This is a genomic window from Bacillus sp. FSL M8-0063, assembly GCF_038005545.1.
GTDB classification, from domain to species: domain Bacteria; phylum Bacillota; class Bacilli; order Bacillales; family Bacillaceae_G; genus Bacillus_A; species Bacillus_A wiedmannii.
Window position 1 is genome coordinate 1432783 of the sequence record NZ_JBBOTJ010000001.1, and the last position, 22573, is coordinate 1455355.

The window sequence follows — 22573 nt, forward strand, 5'->3', positions numbered from 1 at the left end:
ATAGGGAGAGAAGAAAAATGACAAAAAAACCTTATAAAGTAATGGCTCTATCAGCACTTATGGCAGTATTTGCAGCAGGGAACATTATGCCGGCGCATACGTATGCAGCTGAAAGTACAGTGAAACAAGCTCCAATTCATGCGGTAGCAAAAGCTTATAATGACTATGAAGAATATTCATTAGGACCAGAAGGCTTAAAAGATGCAATGGAAAGAACGGGTTCAAACGCTTTAGTAATGGATCTGTACGCTTTAACAATTATTAAACAAGGGAATGTTAACTTTGGTAATGTATCGTCTGTTGATGCGGCTTTAAAAGGGAAAGTAATTCAGCACCAAGATACAGCTAGAGGAAATGCGAAGCAATGGTTAGATGTATTAAAGCCACAGCTTATTTCAACGAATCAAAATATCATTAACTACAATACGAAATTCCAAAACTATTATGATACTTTAGTCGCTGCGGTAGATGCGAAGGATAAAGCGACTCTTACGAAAGGGTTAACTAGATTATCAAGTAGTATTAATGAAAATAAAGCGCAAGTAGATCAGTTAGTAGAAGACTTAAAAAAATTCCGAAACAAAATGACGTCCGATACGCAAAACTTCAAAGGTGATGCAAATCAAATTACATCTATTTTAGCTAGTCAAGATGCTGGAATTCCGCTTCTGCAAAATCAAATTACAACGTACAATGAAGCAATTAGTAAATATAATGCAATTATTATCGGTTCATCTGTTGCAACAGCACTAGGCCCAATTGCAATTATCGGTGGTGCAGTAGTTATTGCTACAGGTGCAGGAACGCCGCTAGGAGTCGCATTAATTGCAGGTGGTGCAGCAGCTGTAGGTGGTGGTACAGCTGGAATCGTATTAGCGAAGAAAGAGCTTGATAATGCACAAGCTGAAATTCAAAAAATAACAGGACAAGTTACAACTGCTCAATTAGAAGTAGCTGGGTTAACGAACATTAAAACACAAACGGAGTATTTAACAAATACAATTGATACTGCAATTACAGCGTTGCAAAACATTTCAAACCAATGGTACACAATGGGATCAAAATACAATTCTTTACTTCAAAATGTAGATTCAATTAGTCCGAATGACCTTGTTTTCATTAAAGAAGATTTAAACATTGCGAAAGATAGCTGGAAAAACATTAAAGACTATGCAGAAAAGATTTATGCTGAAGATATTAAAGTAGTAGATACGAAAAAATCTTAATCAAATACGAAGCGTTAGAGCGTTACGTATTGATGAAGGGTTTGAAGCTCCTGTTCAGTTGTGAGCAGGAGCTTTTTATCCCCTTATAAAGAAAATAGGTGAAAAGAATGCAGAAAAGATTTTATAAAAAATGTCTTTTAACGTTAATGATTGCTGGGGTGGCAACGAGTAACGCATTCCCTTTACATCCTTTTGCAGCAGAACCAAATGCAAAGGTGCTACAAGAAAATGCGAAAAACTATTCTCTCGGACCAGCTGGATTCCAAGATGTTATGGCGCAAACGACATCGAGCATATTTGCAATGGATTCATATGCAAAATTAATTCAAAATCAGCAAGAGACTGATTTGAGTAAAATAAGTTCCATTAATAGTGAGTTTAAAGGAAATATGATTCAGCACCAAAGAGATGCAAAAATTAACGCGGCGTATTGGTTAAATTATATGAAGCCTCAAATTATGAAAACAGATCAAAATGTTATTAATTACAATAATACTTTTCAAGCGTATTATAATAGCATGCTAATAGCGATTGATCAAAAGGATAGCGTAAAGTTAAAAGCGGATTTAGAAAAGTTGTATGCGGATATTGTAAAGAATCAAAATGAGGTAGATGTATTATTAAGGGATTTGAAAGCTTTTCGCGATGGAATGGCGAAAGACACAAATAGTTTTAAAGAGGATACAAATCAATTAACAGCGATATTAGCAAGTACGAATGCTGGTATCCCAGCTCTAGAGCAACAAATCAATACATATAACGATTCAATCAAAAAGAGTAATGATATGGTCATTGCTGGTGGCGTACTTTGCGTAGCACTAATTACATGTCTTGCAGGTGGACCGATGATTGCGATTGCGAAAAAAGATATCGCAAATGCAGAAAGAGAAATAGCCAATTTAAAGGATAGAATTTCTGGCGCACAAGCAGAAGTCGCAATTTTGACAGATGTAAAAAATAAAACAACAAACATGACTGAAACAATTGATGCAGCAATTACAGCACTGCAAAATATATCAAATCAATGGTATACAGTAGGGGCAAAATATAATAATTTACTGCAAAATGTTAAAGAAATCAGCCCTGAAGAATTTACCTTCATAAAAGAAGACTTATATACAGCAAAAGATAGCTGGAAAGACGTAAAAGATTATACAGAAAAATTACATGAAGGTGTGGCGAAGTAAACAGTGGACTAGTTCCGCTGTTTATTTTTTATCCTGTTTTTTGTGAGAGTTGGACTTGTAATTTGATATTTAAATTTGTCATGTTTTTTATTCATATAGTTTTAGGGTAATGTTTAATCAAATCGATACTAATACCCTAGATAAACTTCTGATCAAGCTTTTTATATGTAATGTTTTAATGAAAAAAGTTATACTGTAAGCAAAACTAAAAATTGGAAAGGAAATACTAGAACATGGAAAATTATTTGTTATTTATCCTTACAGCACTGTTAATCATAATAATGCCTGGTCCTGGTTTTGCACTAGTTACAAAAAACACTATCTCGCATGGTAAAAATGGTGGGATAAAGACTGTTTTAGGAACGATATCTGGAATGATGATTCATACAATAATGGCCACGCTAGGACTCTCTGCCATCCTAATGAAATTTGCTATGTTATTTACATTTATAAAATATGCTGGGGCTTTTTATTTAATTTACTTAGCTGTAAAGTCAATTAAAAGTGCCTTATATAAAAAAGAAGCTATGTCAGGTTCAGTAGAAATGGACTCTAAGGATATTGGAGCAATTAAAAGCTTTAGACAAGGATTTACTACGGCAATTTTAAACCCAAAAACTGCTGTGTTTTTCCTTAGTTTTTTACCCCAATTTATTGTGAGTAATCAAAATCATTTCCTTCAATTTCTTTTATTAGGAGTCACATTTACGACTTTGACAGCAATATGGTATTTACTTTATATCTCACTCATACGTCAATTAAGAACTTTTCTAAGAAAAGAAAGAGTGAACCGTACAATAGAGGGTATTACGGGCGCAGTATTATTAGTATTTGGAGTGAGGTTGTTTTTCCAAAAATAAATATGTATATGAAAAGAGAAATAATCAATAGTGGTTATTTCTCTTATTTACTTATTCTAAAACTACCATTTTACAATTGATTTCATACCTTCATACAAATTTTACACACGTATCTAATTTGAACTTAAAAAATAAGTTCCTCAATAACCTGACCGGTTTGCTTTATAAGAAAAAATCTTACATTATGAGGGTCGGGCTGATAATCGGTAGGGGGATGGACAAAAAACCATTGATTAAAGTGTCATTGCATACATTAAGTGAAGTAGCAGTATAGGCGGATAAAATTCGGTAGTCGAAATTTCTTGCATAAAGCTGTATAATGCTTGTAACGAAAAGGAAATACAGGAAAGGATATGTAACGAGTTGCTATGGATAAAGATAAACAACAATTAAGCGTTGAAGTTGCAAGGTTATATTATCAGTCAGATTATAGTCAGCAAGAAATTGCTAACAAATTAAATATTTCAAGGCCGACTATCTCTAGACTATTAAAGTACGCGAAAGAAAAAGGATTTGTTCAAATTAGTATAGCCGATCCATTTGCTGATTTAGATAACGTTGGGAATTTACTAAAAGAAAAGTACAACTTGTTAGAGGCACATGTCGTATTTTCTCCAGTGCCAGAATATGCAACGATTACAGAGTATATTAGTAAATATGCAGCTGAGTATATGGGAAAGACGGTTAAAAATGGTGATATCGTTGGTGTAAGCTGGGGAATGACGATGTATGAAATCGCTAGAAAAATTGTACCACAACATGTAAAAGGTGTAGAAGTTGTTCAGTTAAAAGGTGGTATTAGTCATTCAAGTGTAAATACATATGCGAATGAGACTATTGCTTTATTTGCAGATGCTTTTCAAACGACGCCAAGAAATCTACCCCTTCCAGTTATATTTGATAATGCAGTGACAAAAGAATTAGTAGAGCAGGATCGACATATTCATCACATTATCGAAATGGGAAAACAAGCGAATATTGCTATTTTCACTGTAGGAACAGTGAGAGACGAAGCACTATTATTCCGATTAGGTTATTTCGATAAGGATGAAACGAGTTTACTCAAAAAACAATCGGTCGGTGACATTTGTTCACGATTCTTTGATGGGGACGGAAATATTAGTAGTGAAGAAATTAATCAGCGGACCATTGGAATTGAGCTAGAAGAACTGAAATTAAAGAAACGCTCTATTTTAGTTGCTGGTGGTAATAGAAAAATAAAAGCAATTGATGGTGCGTTACGTGGCGGGTATGCAAATGTATTAATTATAGATCAGCATACAGCGAAGGAATTGTTACATTATCAAAAAGATTAGAAATAAAAGGCTTTCTCAAGATTTTAATTTTGAGAAAGCCTTTTATTTTACTATGTATGAATTATGGGAGTGTTTTTGAATACAAATTGCCTTTTTAAAAATAATTATGGATATTGAGATACATACTACCATTGTTAATATAAAAGTTTTCATTTTATATATGAAGTGTTTCTTAGTTAGAATGCGCTTTATTTACTACAAGAGATTCCTTCTAAAAAAGAATGAACAAAATTTCAAAAGTATATTTACATTTGTTCAACTAAGAGTTAGAATGAAGTTGTTAAAAGATATGAGGAGTGAAGATAATGAATATTGCAAAGTTAATTGACCATACAATTTTAAAAGCTAATACTACAAAAGAAGATGTTATGAAAGTAATCGAAGAAGCAAAGGAATATAAATTCGCTTCTGTTTGTATTAATCCTACATGGGTAAAGCTAGCTGCTGAAGAATTAGCTGGACATGGTGTAGATGTTTGTACTGTAATCGGTTTCCCATTAGGAGCAAGCACGACTGAAACAAAAGCTTTCGAAACAAAAGATGCTATCGCAAAAGGTGCAACTGAAGTTGACATGGTAATCAACGTAGGCGCTTTAAAAGACGGTGACAATGAGTTCGTTGAAAAAGATATTTATGAAGTAGTACAAGCAGCAAAAGGAAAAGCTCTTGTAAAAGTAATCATTGAAACTTGCCTATTAACAGATGAAGAGAAAGTACGCGCTTGTGAATTATCAGTAAAAGCTGGTGCTGACTTCGTAAAAACTTCAACTGGATTCTCAACTGGCGGAGCAACTGCTGAAGATATCGCATTAATGCGTAAAACAGTAGGACCAAACGTTGGTGTAAAAGCATCTGGTGGCGTTCGTACACGTGAAGATGCAGACAAAATGGTAGCTGCTGGAGCTTCTCGCGTTGGAGCAAGTGCTAGTGTTGCAATCGTATTAAATGATGCAAAAGGTGCTACAGATAACTACTAATCATTAATGAAGTCAAAAGCAATAGATACACAAAATAAAGTGTATCTATTGCTCTAACAATTGAAAAGAATGTAAGCGGATACGAATGGGAGGAGACGGCTTATGAAATACTTAATTGGTATTTTTGGCCTCGTATTGATTTTAGGTATCGCTTGGCTTGCTAGTAATAATAGAAAGAAAGTCAAATATCGCCCAATCATAACGATGGTTATATTACAATTCATTTTGGGGTTTTTATTATTAAATACAAGTGTAGGGAATGTATTAATTAGCGGAATAGCAGATGGTTTTGGAGAGCTATTAAAATATGCCGCTGACGGTGTGAATTTTGTATTTGGTGGATTAGTAAATCAAAAAGAGTTTTCGTTCTTTTTAAGTGTATTAATGCCGATCGTATTTATATCAGCTTTAATAGGTATTTTGCAACATATTAAAGTATTACCTATTATTGTGAAATCTATCGGTCTAGCATTAAGTAAAGTAAATGGAATGGGGAAATTAGAATCATATAACGCTGTTGCTTCTGCAATTTTAGGACAATCTGAAGTGTTTATTTCAGTTAAGAAACAATTAGGCTTATTGCCAGAGAAAAGAATGTATACATTATGTGCATCTGCAATGTCTACCGTTTCAATGTCTATCGTTGGATCGTATATGGTGTTATTAAAACCACAATATGTTGTAACCGCTTTAGTGCTTAACTTATTCGGTGGTTTTATTATCGCTTCTATCATTAATCCGTATGAAGTTACTGAAGAAGAAGATATGTTAGAAGTACAAGAAGAAGAGAAAAAGACTTTCTTTGAAGTATTAGGAGAATATATTATAGACGGATTTAAAGTTGCGATTACAGTAGCAGCTATGTTAGTCGGTTTCGTTGCACTTATCGCATTCATTAATGCAGTATTTAAAGGTGTAATCGGTATTTCATTCCAAGAAATTCTTGGTTATGTATTTGCACCATTTGCATTTATTATGGGTGTACCTTGGCATGAAGCAGTTAATGCCGGAAATATTATGGCAACAAAATTAGTATCAAATGAATTTGTCGCTATGACAGATTTAGCACAAGGCAACTTTAATTTCTCAGATAGAACGACAGCGATTATATCTGTATTCTTAGTTTCATTTGCAAACTTCTCTTCAATTGGAATTATTGCAGGGGCAGTTAAGAGCTTAAATGAAAAGCAAGGGAATGTAGTCGCAAGATTTGGTTTGAAATTACTTTTCGGTGCAACATTAGTAAGTTTCTTATCAGCAACAATCGTTGGCTTATTATTTTAATAGATTCATATCATATAAAAAGGAATGGTGATTGTAATGAGAATGGTAGATATTATTGCAAAAAAACGTGATGGCAAAGAATTAACGACTGAAGAAATCAAATTCTTTATTAATGGATATACAGACGGAAGTATTCCTGATTATCAAGTGAGTGCACTTGCAATGGCAATCTTCTTTAAAGATATGACAGATCGTGAACGTGCAGATTTAACGATGGCAATGGTGGAGTCTGGAGAAACAATCGACTTATCAGCAATTGAAGGAATTAAAGTAGACAAACATTCAACTGGCGGTGTTGGTGATACAACAACATTAGTATTAGGACCATTAGTAGCTGCTTTAGATGTACCGGTAGCAAAAATGTCTGGTCGTGGTTTAGGACATACGGGCGGAACAATTGATAAATTAGAAGCGGTAGAAGGATTCCACGTTGAAATTACGAAAGAGCAGTTCATTGATATTGTAAACCGTGACAAAGTTGCTGTTATTGGACAAACAGGAAACTTAACACCTGCAGATAAAAAAATCTATGCACTTCGTGATGTAACAGGAACAGTAAACTCGATTCCTTTAATCGCAAGTTCAATTATGAGTAAAAAAATAGCAGCTGGTGCTGATGCGATCGTACTTGATGTAAAAACAGGTGCTGGCGCATTTATGAAAACAGAAGAAGATGCAAAAGAATTAGCACATGCAATGGTACGTATCGGAAATAACGTAGGACGTCAAACGATGGCTGTTATTTCAGATATGTCACAACCTCTTGGCTTTGCGATTGGTAACGCTCTAGAAGTGAAAGAAGCGATTGATACTTTAAAAGGTGAAGGTCCAGAAGATTTAACAGAATTAGTACTCGTATTAGGTAGCCAAATGGTTGTACTTGCGAAAAAAGCAAGTACATTAGAAGAAGCTCGTGAAATGTTAATTGAAGTTATGAAAAATGGAAAAGCAACTGAGAAATTTAAAGAGTTCTTAAGCAACCAAGGCGGAGACAGCTCGATTGTAGACAATCCAGAAAAAATGCCACAAGCTAAGTATGTAATTGATGTACCTGCAAAAACTTCAGGTGTTATTTCTAACATTGTTGCAGATGAAATCGGTATCGCTGCTATGTTACTTGGTGCTGGTCGTGCAACAAAAGAAGATGAAATCGATTTAGCGGTAGGATTAATGTTACGTAAAAAAGTGGGCGATGCAGTAAAAGAAGGCGAGCCGTTCGTAACGATTTATGCAAATCGCGAAAATGTAGAAGATGTAAAAGCTAAAATTTATGAAAACATTTCTATCGCTGAAACAGCAGTGGCTCCTAAATTAGTTCATACAGTTATTACTGATTAATCATCATTACATTTACTTTGAGGAGGAAATAATATGGATAAGAAAAAATATATCGAAGAAGCAAATAAGATGTTAGCAAAAGCATATATTCCGTATTCGAAATTTCCTGTTGGTGCAGCATTAGTTACGAAAGAAGGTAAAATCTATACTGGTTGTAATATAGAAAATGCTTCTTACGGTTTATGTAACTGTGCAGAAAGAACAGCGATCTTTAAAGCAGTATCAGAAGGGGAGCGCGATTTTAGTTACTTAGTTATTACAGGCGAAACGGACGGACCAATTTCACCATGTGGTGCTTGTAGACAAGTAATTGCTGAGTTCTGTGAACCGACAATGCCTGTATTACTAACGAATGTAAAAGGTGATGAAAAAGAAGTAACTGTTGAGCAATTACTTCCAGGTGCTTTCTCAATAGAAGATTTAAAATAAGTTGAAAAGCCATTCCGCAATTATTAATTGTGGAATGGCTTTTTTATTTTCAAAAATTGAATGTAATATTTTGTTCATATTCCATTCATAAACTTTGCGTAAAATGATTGCAGTGAATATAGAAAGTTTACAGCAGGAGGAATAAAATGAAGAGATTATATAATGCAGCATTCATTTACTTAATTATCGGTTTATTATCAGGAGTATTTGCAAGAGAGTATACGAAAGCACAAGGAATTAAAGGATCCACAATGTTGCAATTGGTGCATACACATGTATTAGTGCTCGGTTTCGTATTCTTTTTAATTGCTTTAGCTTTATGTAAAGTGTTTCATGTACAAGAAACAAAGAGCTTTCGTGCATGGTTTGTTGTTTATAATGTAGGATTAATTTTTACTATTGCTACAATGCTATGGAGAGGTCTACTACAAGTAAATGGAACTGACTTTAACGGTTTAAGCCATATGGCTGGATTAGGTCATGTTATTATAAGTATCGGGTTCGTTTGGTTTATGATTTTGCTCAAAAAGTCATTTAAATAGATAGGAGTGGAGAATATGATAGCACTTTTATCAAGTATTATAGCGGTTTGTATGGCTGTTGGAGTAATGTTTCTTCGCTTTAAAGCAGCGAAAAAACCGGTAACGAAAAAGAAAATTATATTACCGCCAATTTTTATGAGTACCGGCGCAATGATGTACTTCTTGCCGGAGTTTCGATTAACATCGTTAGAAATAGTAGAGGCGATTAGTATAGGACTTATTTTCTCTATATTTCTTATTAAAACAACTAAGTTTGAAATAAGAAGCGAACATATATATATGAAACCGTCAAAAGCATTCATATTTATTTTAGTCGGGTTATTGGCTGTACGAGTAGCGTTAAAATCATATTTAAGTCAATCAATTGATTTAGCAGAGTTAAGCGGAATGTTTTTCTTGCTCGCATTTGCGATGATTGTATCGTGGAGAATTGCGATGTATCGTTTATATGTTAAATTAGAAAAAACAATAAAAAGAGCTGGAATTTCTAAATAGGAATTCCGGCTCTTTTTATGTTTTATACGATTGTTTGTTTAGCTTTGATTTCATTTGCTTAATTTTAAACGTATTTGAGCATCTTGTAATGCGGCTGGTGTAACGTTAAGACCATGTTGATCAACAATTTTTGTGTTTAATAAAATGGAATCTAAGCTTCCACGAAATGTTTTTGTATAGTTTTGACGCAATATTTGTTGTTCTTGTTTTTCATCAACTGTTAATCCAGATGCTTTTTCTTTTTTTGATAATTCGTTAATACGGAATAAAATGTTTTTCATTTCTTTCACCTCTAATTTTAAATTAAATTAGTTACTTACTAATTTATAGTTATTTTAACTTTTTTATATGAATATGTCAAGAAGGGTAAAAGAAAAGTAGACACCCGTATTACAGTAAGTGGGTGTCTACAAGGAAAATATAAAGCTTAGCTTAATTCATGTAAGTGACTAACAAGTTTTGATGTTTTAGAGAAGAACGGTGAATGATCAGCTTCTAAAGTAATAACCTTCGCGCAAGGAGTTTCTGTATTCATTCGGCGCTGAAAATCAATTGGAATCGCTCTATCTAGAGTTGTTTCAATATAAATGCGATCTATAGTTCCGAAGTTTTCTTCAGAAATTTTTAGCTCTTGTTGAAACGGTCCTAGTGGCTGAGGACGCATTTGTTTGAAAGAAGATTCTTTAATAGCTGCATTTTTTGTAGCATTTGAAAATGTTTGTTCAGTCAACTCTGGTATAAGTTCTGCAGTCATGTCATTCTCATTAATTGAGAATTGTGGACCAGCTTCACCATCTAATTTACTACCAAGACTTTCTCCGTTTTGTGGTAAGAATGCGCAAAGATATACTAATTTATCGATTTTATTTGGTATAAGTTCAGCTGTTTGCGTGATTACAATTCCACCCATACTATGTCCAACAAGAATAACTTTTTCATTTTGTTGATTTATAGTAGCTGTTACTGCATTAACATAAGAATCTAGCGTTATATTTTGTGATGGAGTCATATCTTTTCCACTTCCAGGTAAGTCTAGTGTAACAACTGTATGTCCGAAAGCCTTTAGTTGAGGTTTTACTAATTCCCATGCCCATTCACCTTGCCATGCTCCATGTATTAAAATGTAAGTACTCATTTAATCAACACTCCTCTAATGTTTATATGCTTTATTTTTTCGTAATATTGATGGTGTATAATTAGTGTATCTGAAGTGGTTTGATAAATATAATGAAGGATATTTATAGATGATATAAATATCTTTTATATAAGGAGAACAGAATGAACGTTTTTGATTTTAAAGTTTTTAAAAATGTGGCTCGGTTGAACAGCATTAGTTTAGCAGCGAAAGAATTACATATGACACAGCCCGCTATAACTCATATCATAAACAAATTAGAGAAACGATATGCTTTAACTTTATTTGATCGCTCTAGACAAGGAACGATGTTAACTGAAAATGGAAAGGAATTTTTAGTTTGTGTAGATCGACTTCTAATGGAGTATGAAAACCTTGAAGAAACAGTTTTACAATTAAAAAATAGAAGCTTGTATAAGATTGTACTAGCTACGTATCCTTCCGTTACTGTATATTGTTTGGCGGAGTGTATCCAACTAGGTAATATTGATCAAAGTCAGTACGTGCTTGCAGTTCGAGAAGGAAGCTATCAAGAAGTATTAGATTGGCTGTCTTCTGGAAGTGCTGATTTTTCTATTTCTATAAAAGAAAATTTAATACCAGGATTTCATTATGAAGTTATTGGTGAAGATCCTTATGTTATGGTTTCTTCAAAGACTATTCCACCTAACCTTACTATTAAAGAGTTGAAAAATTATCCTTTTATTATGCCGCTTTCTGGTTGTAAAGAAGTACTTGAACCATATTTGATGAAAAATGAAATAACAGTTAATAAAGTGATGGAGTCAGAGTCAATTAGCTCGGCATTAGCACTTACTTTACAAGTTAACGGTATAACAATCGTTCCGTTATCAGGACTGCATAAACAAATCATTCATGACTTTATCGTGCAACCGATAGAAATTAAAATTCCACGACAACTTATTATGCAATGGTCACCTAAAAAAGAGAATGATCCGCTGTTCTTAGAATTTGTTAAGAATTTACTAAATCAACTACAACAAAAGAAAAAATGATACAAAAGGTAAGCTCATTTCACTGAAGCTTACCTTTTGTATATATTACCAATAAAGAGTAGTATCATAAAGTCCGATGAATATCAGAAGAACACCGGTTATAAGCTGAATAATTTTCCCTATTTTTCGGCTCTTTTTCAATAATGCTCCGTTTAATCCGAGGTAGAAGATGATGAACATAAGGACAACGATTGGTAGAGCAGTTCCTATTGAAAAGAATGTCGGAAACAAGTACCCATAATTAGATGATAAAGATAAAGGGATTAACGTTCCGAAAAATAGAACGAACATAGTTGGACAGAAAGCTAACGAAAAGAAAAATCCAAGTAAAAATGAGCTGACTTCACTTTGTTTTCGTATAAATTTGATCGAGAAGAAATTTCTGCTCTTTATAATACCTGCCAACATTAACCCCATTAAAATTAATAAAGGTCCAATTATTTTTCGCAACCACGGGAAGTACAAAGTTAATATTTGCTGAAACTCTTTTCCTAAGAACCATACGAATAGTCCAAGCGTTGTAAAAGCTATTATTTTTCCTGAAATGAATAACAATATATGTTTCCATGCATGTCCCTTTTGTAAAGATTGATTGCCATAAAGTGTAATAGCGCTTATGTTTCCTGTTAATTGGCAAGGAGCAAGGGTACCTACTACGCCAAATAAAAATGCAAATAAAAGAGGTACTGATTTCGTAGCATTCGCGACATCCATTAAAGGAGACATGAGTTGGTAGCTCCATTCACTAATTGTTGAAAACACGTTATATTCACCTTTCTAATTAAATTGGAATGCTCCCTCTTTCGTAATCTGCTTCCACATTTTACCCTCATCTGTAGAAATGAACACATTTGCTTTCATTGTAGCAAATACTATTTCAGCTGAATTTTGAGGGTTTTGTGATATGTACATAATTGTATCTTTAGAATCTAAAGATGGAGTTTGTAGGTTTGTTTCTTCATTTGTAGCAATTGATTTCTTCGTTATCATTTGCTTATTGATAGGGGCGTAAAAAACATCTTCATTACTTAATGTAACTGCTGTCGATTCAAGTGATGTAGACAATAGTTCAAATGTATTTCCGTAATCTGTAGATAAGTAAACACCATCTTTAGCACTTACCGCGACTACACTAGATTGATCAGGGTGTACGGAAAAGGAATGAATTGTACTTGAAAGACCTTTTAACTTACTATTTTTCCAATCTTGTCCGTTGTTCGTACTGAAATAAAAACCTTGTTGTAATTTAGAATTTGGACGCTCATTGTATAAATAAATTGCTTCCGTATTATATCCAACAGCAAGGTTGTGAAAATCAGATTCTCCATAAAACGCTAGCTTCTCGAGGGTATTACCGCCATCAGAACTTTTCATTAATCCTAAAGGATTTTTTAAATTTGCACCTGGTTCAGGATGGCCGCTGGCAAAGAATCCGTTCTTCGTTGCCTGAAACCCCATATAATCATGTAGCTCAGTCTTAGTTTCAAGCCATTTTCCATTTTGATAAACTTTTATCCCGCTATGAGTGGCGATAGAAACCCCAGGCATATTTCCTGCATAGCCAATTCCGTGAATGTGCTCGATTTTTCCAAATGTAGTTTCCTTATAGAAGTTTTGCGGAATTGTATTTGCTGTTTCTGTATGTTTTGGCTGAGATTGCACCGTGTCTTTCTTCACTGGTGCTGTTTCGGCGTTGCTAGAACATCCTGTAATGAACAATAAAGAAGTAATTGCTAGTCTTGTTGCTACATAATGTTTCAAAGTAGTAGCTCCTTTCCTATATATGAGATTTTAAGTATATGGAATAAATGTCAAGAAATTGTGGAGTGGTATGCATAATTTCGATTGTAAGTGGCCCTAGTAATGAAAAATTTCCTTTCACTATGAGTACTATTAATTGACGAAAAATTATAACAATAATAGAATGAATTGTATTGGGTAATTAGATTTACCAGTATACATAGAACGCTAGGGGGAATATTATGAAATCAACATTTTTTGCTCAAAATAGAGAACGATTAGTAAACACATTACCAGATGAATCTATTACTATTTTATTTGCTGGACAAGCACCTCATATGTCAGCGGATGCACATTATAAATTTGTGCCGAATCGAAATTTTTACTATGTAACAGGAATCGAGGAACCAAATGTTATTTTCATGTTGAAGAAGTTTGGAAATAGTGTTGAAGAAACACTGTTCATTGAAAAATCGGATCCAGTCATGGAAAAATGGGTCGGTAAAACAGTTTCTAACAAAGAAGCAGAGAAAATTTCAGGTATAAAGAAAGTTGTATATTTAGATAGCTTTGAAAAGACAATTTCAAATATACTTTTTACAGAAAATGTGAAGCATCTATATTTAGATTTAGAGCGTCGTGAGTGGAATGGTACGGAGACCAAAACGCATGCTTTTGCTAAACATGTAAGAGAACAGTATCCACACGTTTTAATTGGTAATGTATATCCGAATATTTGTGAATTACGAGTGTTTAAAACAGAAGAAGAAGTTGAAATTATTAAAGAAGCAATTTCTGTAACGAAAGAGGGCATTTACAACGTACTTAAGCATGCAAAAGCTGACATGATGGAGTATGAATTAGAAGCTCAGTTTGATTTCACACTGAAATCATCTGGCATTAAGCATCATGCATTCAATACAATTTTGGCAAGTGGAAAAAATGCTACAGTTCTTCATTATGAAGACAATGATGCACAAATTCAAAATGGTGATTTAGTACTGCTAGATTTAGGCGCTCAAAAAGACTACTATAACGCTGATATTAGTTATACATTCCCGGCAAATGGAACATTCTCTAGTCGCCAAAAACAAATGTATAATATTGTATTAAAAGCATTGAAAGAAACAACGGAACTCATTAAGCCAGGAGTAAAGTTTGCTGCATTAAATGAGCATACAAAAAAGGTACTAGCAGAAGAGTGTAAAGAAATTGGCTTAATTCAAGAAGACGAAGAGTTATCAAAATACTATTATCATGGTGTTAGCCATTTCCTTGGTTTAGATACGCATGATGTAGGAACATATAAAGATAGAGTGTTAGAAGAAGGTATGGTAATAACAATTGAACCTGGTCTTTATATTGAAGAAGAATCAATTGGAATTCGTATTGAAGATGATATTCTTGTAACGAAAGACGGACATGAAAACTTGTCAAAAGATATTATTAGAGAAGTGGAAGAGATTGAAGCGTTTATGAGAGAAAATAATGTGAATGTAAAAGAAGATGAAGTTGTTACGAAATAATGATCGGGAAAGACGCTCAAGTTTGAGCGTCTTTTTATTTTGTTCATTTTAAACCGCGATATTTCCTCGAAAAGCATCTTCAATTATATTCCAAATGTCAATGTATTATATGTTGATCATGCCCGGACGAAGGTGGGGGAGTATGATCTGGGAATGTCACGAATACGGCAACGATAATTACCACACTAATTGATAGTAATAACAAAAAACGCCGTTGAATAAAAGTAGAAAAAGTTTCTGATAAAAGTTGAATCATACATGACATAGTTATTGTTATCGTAAGTAAAAGACTAATAAACAGTATACTATGAGCTTGTTGAGCGTTTAACATTTCTGTAATCATTGCTCCCATCATACTTGCCATTAATCCAGAGAACATTCCTTCTAAAGCAGTAAATAGGTGAAACCGTAGACCGACTAAAAAACCGATACAACTACTAATTAAAATCGCAAGCAAAGTAGAATATAGTAATTCACCTTTAAAAAGAATACCTAAATAAAAACCGATACTTAAACCCGTACTCATACTAAAAGACATAATAAATACCATATACTCCATTAGGGTACCCTTGAGTTTAGATATATATGATGTAATAAAAATCGAGATACAACAAAGTGTTAAGGCGGTTAATGTGTAAGCGAACATTATGATACCTCCCTGTCCTATCATTCATTTCATCATATGTTCATATGGAGAGTACTTATGCTTATTTATATCTGCATATTATCTGCACAATTTCATAAATGTAAGCAAGAAGGCTTCTGATTTTTTGGGACGTCTTTTTAATTATGAGCATGTGAATGTAAGAGTTAAATGAAGAGTTTCTATTGTGAAGCCATAAAGAATAAGCGTATAATATTATAGGTCTCCCATTTGCGAGACAAACCGCGAATGATAAATAAGATTGTTGTTTTATCATCGCCTCTAAACAGATAGACAATGAAAGTAACACTGGAATACAGATAGGGAGTTATAAAATGAAATTAATTATTGCCGAGAAACCAGATCAAGGTTTGGCTCTTGTTTCACAATTTAAATATCGCCGGAAAGATGGATATTTAGAAGTAGAAGCGAATGAGTTATTTCCAAATGGAGCGTACTGTACATGGGCAATTGGTCATTTGACGCAGTTATGTAATCCAGAGCATTATCACGCAGAGTGGAAAAAATGGTCACTTAATACGTTACCGATGATTCCAGAGCGTTTTCAATTTGAAGTAACAAAGTCGAAGTATAAACAGTTTAACGTTGTGAAACAGCTGTTACATAATCCGGGGGTAACAGAAATTATTCATGCGGGCGATGCTGGGCGTGAAGGGGAATTAATCGTACGAAACATTATTAATCTTTGCAACGTGCAAAAGCCGATGAAGCGTCTTTGGATTTCATCTTTAACGAAGCAAGCTATTTACCAAGGGTTTAAAAACTTGCTTGATGAATCAGATACAATTAATACGTACTATGAGGCGTATACAAGGTCATGTGCGGATTGGGTCGTTGGTATGAATGCATCGCGTGTCTTTAGTATTTTGCTAAAGAAAAAAGGAATGAACGATGTATTTTCAGCTGGTCGTGTACAAACACCGACACTTGCATTAATTGTAAAGCGTGAAAAAGAAATAGAGAACTTTAAGTCAGAGCCATTTTGGGAAGTGTTTGCAACCTTTAATATAGAAGGAAAGAAGTATGAGGGGAAATGGGAGAAAGACAATGAATCTCGCTTACAAGACCCTGATATGGCAAATAAAATTGCAGCATTTTGCCAAGGGAAACCGGCCGTAGTAAAAGAAATGAAAACGGAGCGTAAAGAGTTTCAGCCGCCGTTTTTATTTAATTTATCAGCACTGCAAGCGACAGCTAATAAAGCTTTTAAATTTTCACCGAAAAAGACGCTTGATATAACACAAGCACTATATCAAAAAGGGATAGTTTCTTATCCGCGTTCGGATTCTAACTATGTTACACAAGGAGAAGCAGCGACGTTCCCTGATATTTTACAGAAGTTAAGTCAATTTGATGAATATAAAGGGTTATTACCAGCTCCAGTTGAATCGATTATGAATAATAAGCGTTATGTGAATGAAAAAAAAGTTACAGATCACTACGCTATTATTCCGACAGAGCAAGTTACAAATCCAAGTAAACTATCAGGTGATGAAAAGAAAATTTACGATATGATCGTAAGAAGACTGATTGCGGCGCATTATGAAGTAGCAATCTTTGACTACACAACGATTACAACTCTTGTAGACGAACGTGCTGAATTCATTTCAAAAGGAAAACAGCAAATTCAAGAAGGTTGGCGTAAAGTTATTTTCCAAGACGATAAAGATGACGAAACAATTCTTCCAATTGTCGCAGAAGGTGAACAAGGAAAAGTTGTAAAGGTGAAAGTGAAAGAAGGAAAAACACAGCCGCCGAAGCGTTATACAGAAGGACAACTTATTACGTTAATGAAAACGGCCGGTAAGTATTTAGAGAATGAAGAGCTGGAGAAAGTATTAAAGAAAACAGAAGGTTTAGGTACAGAGGCAACGCGTGCAGGTATTATTACGATGCTGAAAGACCGTAAATATATAGATGTGCAGAAGAACCAAGTGTATGCAACCGATAAAGGGAAAGTATTAATTACCGCAATAGGAGACAAAATATTAGCTTCACCAGAAATGACAGCGAAATGGGAGCAGCGCCTTGCGGAAATTGGTGAAGGCACAGCTTCACCAGCTACATTTATGGAACAAACGAAAAAGCTATCAGCTAAAATTATTGAAGATGCGGTAGAAATGTCGGAGAAATGGGATTTCACTGGATTACATGTTGAATCAATTGAACGAAAAGGATCGAAATTTACAACAGGTAAAAAGGTAGGTAGCTGTAAAAAATGTGATGGCGATGTGATTGATAAGTCAACGTTTTACGGTTGTTCTAACTACAATACGACGCAATGTGATTTTACCATCTCAAAGAAAATATTAAGCAAAACAATTTCGCAAAAAAATATGACAAAGCTCTTAAAAGGTGAAAAGACCGATTTAATTAAAGGCTTTAAAAAGGGCGAGAAAACATTTGATGCGAAGTTAGAGTGGAAAGATAATAAGATGAATTTTGTATTTGAGAATTAAGTTGTCAATAAATAAAAAAGTTCTTTACTGAATAAAAAAGTTCTTTACTGAATAAAAAAGTTCTTTACCAATTTTGGAATGTAGAAGGACTGATATTGAAAAAAGAATAGATTTAAACCCTAGGATTAGGACAAGAGCATGATAATTTAATTTCATGCTTTTTATTTTATAATAAAGCGGAAGCTCTGGGAGAATAAGGTTAGATAGTGTATAGATGAGATTAAAAAGATTGTAAATCACTTATATAAAATTTAAAATTATATATAAGGATTAAGGAATGATCAAAGATAGGGGGATTAGTAATGTTTTTAAAAGAAATTAAAATTTGGAATTTCAGGAAATTTGGAGAAGGTGAAGCAAATAGCCCAGGTCTTCAATTGAAATTTCATAAGAATTTTAACCTACTGATTGGAGAAAATGATTCAGGAAAAAGTGCAATTATTGATGCTATTCACTTTACTTTAGGGACAGTAAGCTCTGAAAATTTGAAGATAACAGAAGGAGATTTCTATGTTGATGAACAAGGAAACTCTAGTAGTGAGATGAAAATAGAATGCATTTTCGCTGATCTCACTGAAACAGAAGCGGGAATATTTTTAGAATGGCTATCATTTAACGAAGTAAATGAGTATGAATTAATTATTCGACTTACAGCGAAAAAGATTAAAAATGAAATAGTTGGAGAAAAAATCGAAAAATTTGTAAAGGCAGGTCCTGCAAATGCGGATGTTAGATTAGAAGGTTCTGCTAGAGAATTAATAAAAGCAACCTATTTAAAGCCTTTAAGAGACGCTAAAAATGAATTAAGACCTGGCTTTAAATCTAGACTTGCTCAAATTTTAAAGAGTTATTCTGCTTTTAAAATTCCTTCAGAAGGTAGCCATGAATTAGAAAACATTGTTGGAGAAACCAATCAACAAATTGAGGGGTATTTTACAAAGCCTATGGACGATAAAACGATTATTGGAGAGATTTCCAATTATTTAGATGAATTTTTTAATCTACCAACAACAGGAAAAGAAACATATAAACCAAAGTTTGAAGTAGCTCCTGCTAAATTAAGTGATATTCTAAGAAAATTAAGTTTAGACTTAGATGATCAAGTATCTGGATTGGGTAGCCTAAACTTGCTATTTATTGCGGCAGAGTTACTTTTATTAAATGATGGAATAGAAATGGGATCAAATTTAACTTTAATAGAAGAAATAGAGGCACATTTACATCCTCAAGCACAGCTTAGGTTAATAAAATACTTACAAAAAAGTTTAGAAGGTAGCTCTGAATATAAAGGACAATTTATTTTATCAACTCATAGTACAACTCTAACTGCTTCTACATCCTTGGAACATATAATACTAATTCATGATAATAAAGCATATCCAATGGGACCTAGTAACACTAGTCTAGAAGAGGAAGATTACGAATTTTTACAGCGCTTTCTAGATGCAACTAAGGCTAACTTGTTTTTTGCAAAAGGAGTCATTTTTGTAGAAGGAGATGCAGAGAACTTATTGCTTCCTGCCTTGGCGGAATTAATAGATAGACCATTACATAGATATGGAGTTTCTATTGTAAATATCGGGAATACTGCTTTTAAACGATATGCAAAAATATTTTCAAGATCTAAGAAATGGATTAATGATGGTTATTCAACATTAAAAATGCCTGTTTCTATTATTACAGATGTTGATGTAAGGCCTGTAGAATTTTACAAAGATAAGGAAAAGAGCAAAAACGTAAAAAGTGATAAAAAGGTTCTGATTATTGTAGATGAGTTTGATTTAAGGAAAATAGTGGGGGAGAAAATTGAGAGTAATGATTTTAATGAATTAATAGGTCAAACATTCACGTCAATGACTAAATTTAAAGGTGAAATGGAGAGGTATTCTATAACGTTGGACAAGGCACAAGAATCCATGTTAAAAGAATCTCTTTCAAAAGATATTAATCAAGATATAGTAATGAAACTAAGAGAAAATAAAAAATCGCATATTGAGTCGGACTTTGAAGAACTAGAAGCTAATGTAAGTGTTTTTGTTGCTCCTCATTGGACGCTCGAATATGAGTTGGCTCTAAGTTCTTTAGGTGTAACACTTGCGGAAGTAATTCATTCAATTCGCTATAAACAACCAAATAGTGAAGCAAATCAACAAAAATTAAATGAAATTATTACTGAAATAAAAAATGAGGATACGAGAGAAGAAGCTGCTTATAAGGTATATAAACCTTTGAATGATAAATATATTTCTAAAGCCATAGTAGCTCAACAATTAGCAAAAAGAATAGAAGAAAATAAAAAAGTACTTAAAGGGAAAGTGTTAGAAGATCCATATTTAGATTACTTAATAAAAGCAATTTATCATGTTACAGAACCACCAAAAGGGGGAGAAGTATGATGACGCTATTAGATGTGGAACACTTGGAGACAGAATTGTTAGAAGAAAATTTAATAAAAGAGTTAAGAAATATTGAAAAAATCATACTCCCTGTCAATTGTGAATTTTCAAGTGAACAGAAATCAGTAATCTTGGCAGAGAAGAATGCAAATATTATTGCGGGACCAGGTAGTGGAAAAACAACAGTTTTAATAGCTAAAATTGCATTAGTTATTAAACGAATAAAAGATAGTAAGGAAGAAAAAGGAATATGTATTATTACACATACAAATGTAGCTGTAGATGAAATTAAAAACCAGTTAAGAAAAATTGGAATATCAGATCTTGAATATCCGAATTTTATAGGTACTATACACGATTTTTTTAATTACTTTTTTGCTCATAAAGCTTATCAAGAGCTTTATCCAAATAAAAAGGGAATAGTGTACGATGAAGATATGTATAAAAAGCGATTTATAGAGGTTTTTGAAGAATATAAACCTTTTACTTATACATATGCTCCGCCAACAAGTAGGATAAAAGAAACTTATTTAGAATTTTACGATAAAGATAAAATTAATATATTAGGTTATTGTGGTGATGGTTATAAGGATGCATTAATTGATACATTTAAAAACATGTTAGAAAAGGGGATTTTTAGGCATAATGATATATTATCTTTTTCAAGGTGGTATATAAAAAAGTATGAAAAACAAGTGAAAAATGCATTTGCAAACCGATTTTCATGGGCATTTATTGATGAAGCACAAGATACGAGTAATATTCAATATGATTTGTTAAAAAGAATATTTAACAACGAATCAACAATATTGCAGAAGTTTGGAGATCCTTATCAATCACTTTATACAATGTTTAGTAATAAAAAAGATGCTTGGATACCATCACAAGAAAAAGAAGTGGATCCAATTGAGTTATCCTATAGTACAAGATTTGGGAATAGTATTTCAAATGTGCTGAAAACAGCATGTATAGAAGAATATACTGCTTTAAAAGGTAATCCCAATGTAAAATCTTTCAAACCGTATTTATTGTTGTATAAATCGAAGGGAAATGTAATAGATGAATTTCTAAATATAGTAAATAGTTTGTCAGAAAAGCAAGTAGAATTTAGAGATAGTAATAAAAAAATAGGGGTAGTCGGTTTATACCACGATGAAGTTAAAAGTTATCATAAAAAATATAAAAAAAATAGCGATGTGAAACCTAAAACTGAAACAATAATTAAAAGCTTTTATGAATTAATGATAAAAGGGATGTTAATGTATATAAAGGAGCAGGCACCCAAAGAAAAAGCAGCGTATTCGAGTAAATATTTTTATGATGTATTAAGAAAACCAGAGTACTTAAGTATAAAAGCTCATATGGCAGTATATATAAAAGAGGTTTATTTAAATAAAGGAAAAGTAAGCGAGAGTATAAAAGAGAAAATTATTGAAATGTATAAAGAAATTGTTCAATTGGAAGGAATAATATTTAAGAGAGATGATTTGTTAAACAGAGCCATTAACTATGTCTGTGACCATACTGAAAGAATTTATATTAGCTATCAAAGGAACCAAGAGAAATCTATATCTGAGCAGATTGAACAAATAGAGCAAGAAATCTATTTTGGAACAGTCCATGCAGTGAAAGGGGAAACACATAAAGCGACTCTTCTTTTAGAGTCCGAAGTACCAAAAGGGGATTATAATAATCCTGAATTATTCTATGATTGTACTGAAATTTTCGAGTTTTTAATTGGTGAGTATTGGGATTATACAAAGTGTGATCGATTATTATATGAAGTAATCAGAGATGGATTAAAAACGGCTTATGTTGCCTTAAGTAGACCGACACATCTGGCGGCAGTAGCTATTAACAAGCAGAACTTTGGAAAGAGTTTAGATGAAAAAAAACAATTAGCTATGCAAGCTGGATGGGAAGTTATAGAGTTGAACTAAAATTACTACATACTGCTGTTTTCTAATGTAGAAGATGCAGAAC

At 33.2% G+C, this 22573-nt stretch carries 20 protein-coding genes; 15 read left to right on the forward strand and 5 right to left on the reverse strand.

All coding sequences use genetic code 11. The annotated features are described in order from the left end of the window. The first annotated feature begins 17 nt into the window (after positions 1–17). The 10 genes from nheB (at position 18) to MKX31_RS07440 (ending at position 9654) form a co-directional block, all read left to right on the forward strand. A complete protein-coding gene (nheB, locus tag MKX31_RS07395) occupies positions 18–1226 on the forward strand; it encodes a non-hemolytic enterotoxin NHE subunit B (RefSeq protein ID WP_064476410.1) in 1209 nt (402 codons plus the stop codon). 107 nt (positions 1227–1333) lie between these two features. Further along, positions 1334–2413, forward strand: coding sequence for a non-hemolytic enterotoxin NHE subunit C (gene nheC, locus MKX31_RS07400; protein ID WP_340980456.1), 1080 nt, complete (start codon positions 1334–1336; stop codon positions 2411–2413). 233 nt (positions 2414–2646) lie between these two features. After that, positions 2647–3273, forward strand: a complete 627-nt coding sequence (locus tag MKX31_RS07405) for a LysE family translocator (protein ID WP_064476408.1) — start codon at positions 2647–2649, stop codon at positions 3271–3273. Positions 3274–3641: 368 nt separating this feature from the next. Next, entirely contained in the window at positions 3642–4589 is a 948-nt protein-coding gene (locus MKX31_RS07410; RefSeq protein ID WP_064476407.1) for a sugar-binding transcriptional regulator, read from the forward strand. A gap of 305 nt (positions 4590–4894) precedes the next feature. Further along, positions 4895–5566, forward strand: a complete 672-nt coding sequence (gene deoC, locus MKX31_RS07415; protein ID WP_064476406.1) for a deoxyribose-phosphate aldolase — start codon at positions 4895–4897, stop codon at positions 5564–5566. 102 nt (positions 5567–5668) lie between these two features. After that, positions 5669–6850 (forward strand): NupC/NupG family nucleoside CNT transporter, encoded by a 1182-nt coding sequence (locus MKX31_RS07420; RefSeq protein ID WP_064476405.1) that lies wholly within the window; start codon positions 5669–5671, stop codon positions 6848–6850. 36 nt (positions 6851–6886) lie between these two features. Beyond that, positions 6887–8188: a pyrimidine-nucleoside phosphorylase gene (locus MKX31_RS07425; RefSeq protein ID WP_064476404.1), complete on the forward strand. Its 1302-nt coding sequence runs from the start codon at positions 6887–6889 to the stop codon at positions 8186–8188. 33 nt (positions 8189–8221) lie between these two features. After that, positions 8222–8617 (forward strand): cytidine deaminase, encoded by a 396-nt coding sequence (locus tag MKX31_RS07430; RefSeq protein WP_064476403.1) that lies wholly within the window; start codon positions 8222–8224, stop codon positions 8615–8617. Positions 8618–8763: 146 nt separating this feature from the next. Next, positions 8764–9159 carry a DUF2871 domain-containing protein gene (locus tag MKX31_RS07435; protein ID WP_064476402.1) on the forward strand — a complete coding sequence of 132 codons (396 nt, stop codon included), beginning with the start codon at positions 8764–8766 and terminating at the stop codon, positions 9157–9159. Positions 9160–9174: 15 nt separating this feature from the next. After that, positions 9175–9654, forward strand: coding sequence for a CcdC family protein (locus MKX31_RS07440; RefSeq protein ID WP_064476401.1), 480 nt, complete (start codon positions 9175–9177; stop codon positions 9652–9654). Positions 9655–9704: 50 nt separating this feature from the next. On the opposite strand, the gene MKX31_RS07445 is transcribed toward MKX31_RS07440, so the two are convergent. Beyond that, the gene (locus MKX31_RS07445) at positions 9705–9935 is read right to left on the reverse strand and encodes a DUF896 domain-containing protein (RefSeq protein WP_064476400.1); all 231 of its coding nucleotides are present in this window, start codon (positions 9933–9935) and stop codon (positions 9705–9707) included. Positions 9936–10081: 146 nt separating this feature from the next. After that, a complete protein-coding gene (locus MKX31_RS07450) occupies positions 10082–10789 on the reverse strand; it encodes an alpha/beta fold hydrolase (RefSeq protein WP_258125867.1) in 708 nt (235 codons plus the stop codon). A gap of 143 nt (positions 10790–10932) precedes the next feature. Between MKX31_RS07450 and MKX31_RS07455 the strand changes: the two genes are divergently transcribed. Further along, entirely contained in the window at positions 10933–11805 is an 873-nt protein-coding gene (locus MKX31_RS07455) for a LysR family transcriptional regulator (RefSeq protein ID WP_064476398.1), read from the forward strand. A gap of 45 nt (positions 11806–11850) precedes the next feature. Here the strand turns inward: MKX31_RS07455 and MKX31_RS07460 are convergent, their stop codons facing one another. Next, positions 11851–12567, reverse strand: a complete 717-nt coding sequence (locus MKX31_RS07460; RefSeq protein ID WP_222654983.1) for an urease accessory protein UreH domain-containing protein — start codon at positions 12565–12567, stop codon at positions 11851–11853. A gap of 15 nt (positions 12568–12582) precedes the next feature. Further along, entirely contained in the window at positions 12583–13566 is a 984-nt protein-coding gene (locus MKX31_RS07465) for a F510_1955 family glycosylhydrolase (RefSeq protein WP_222661002.1), read from the reverse strand. 221 nt (positions 13567–13787) lie between these two features. Between MKX31_RS07465 and MKX31_RS07470 the strand changes: the two genes are divergently transcribed. Beyond that, positions 13788–15071: an aminopeptidase P family protein gene (locus tag MKX31_RS07470; RefSeq protein ID WP_222661004.1), complete on the forward strand. Its 1284-nt coding sequence runs from the start codon at positions 13788–13790 to the stop codon at positions 15069–15071. A gap of 97 nt (positions 15072–15168) precedes the next feature. On the opposite strand, the gene MKX31_RS07475 is transcribed toward MKX31_RS07470, so the two are convergent. Then, on the reverse strand, positions 15169–15717 hold the full coding sequence (locus MKX31_RS07475) for a hypothetical protein (RefSeq protein WP_340980462.1): 549 nt from the start codon (positions 15715–15717) through the stop codon (positions 15169–15171). A gap of 332 nt (positions 15718–16049) precedes the next feature. Here MKX31_RS07475 and topB point away from each other — a divergent pair, with 332 nt between their 5' ends. From topB to MKX31_RS07490, 3 genes are all read left to right on the forward strand, one after another. Further along, positions 16050–18194 carry a DNA topoisomerase III gene (topB, locus tag MKX31_RS07480; RefSeq protein ID WP_064476394.1) on the forward strand — a complete coding sequence of 715 codons (2145 nt, stop codon included), beginning with the start codon at positions 16050–16052 and terminating at the stop codon, positions 18192–18194. A 302-nt stretch (positions 18195–18496) separates the two neighbouring features. After that, positions 18497–20590 (forward strand): ATP-dependent nuclease, encoded by a 2094-nt coding sequence (locus MKX31_RS07485; protein WP_340980463.1) that lies wholly within the window; start codon positions 18497–18499, stop codon positions 20588–20590. Next, positions 20587–22530, forward strand: coding sequence for a UvrD-helicase domain-containing protein (locus tag MKX31_RS07490; RefSeq protein ID WP_340980464.1), 1944 nt, complete (start codon positions 20587–20589; stop codon positions 22528–22530). Before MKX31_RS07485 ends, MKX31_RS07490 begins: the two co-directional genes overlap by 4 nt. Positions 22531–22573 lie beyond the last annotated feature (43 nt).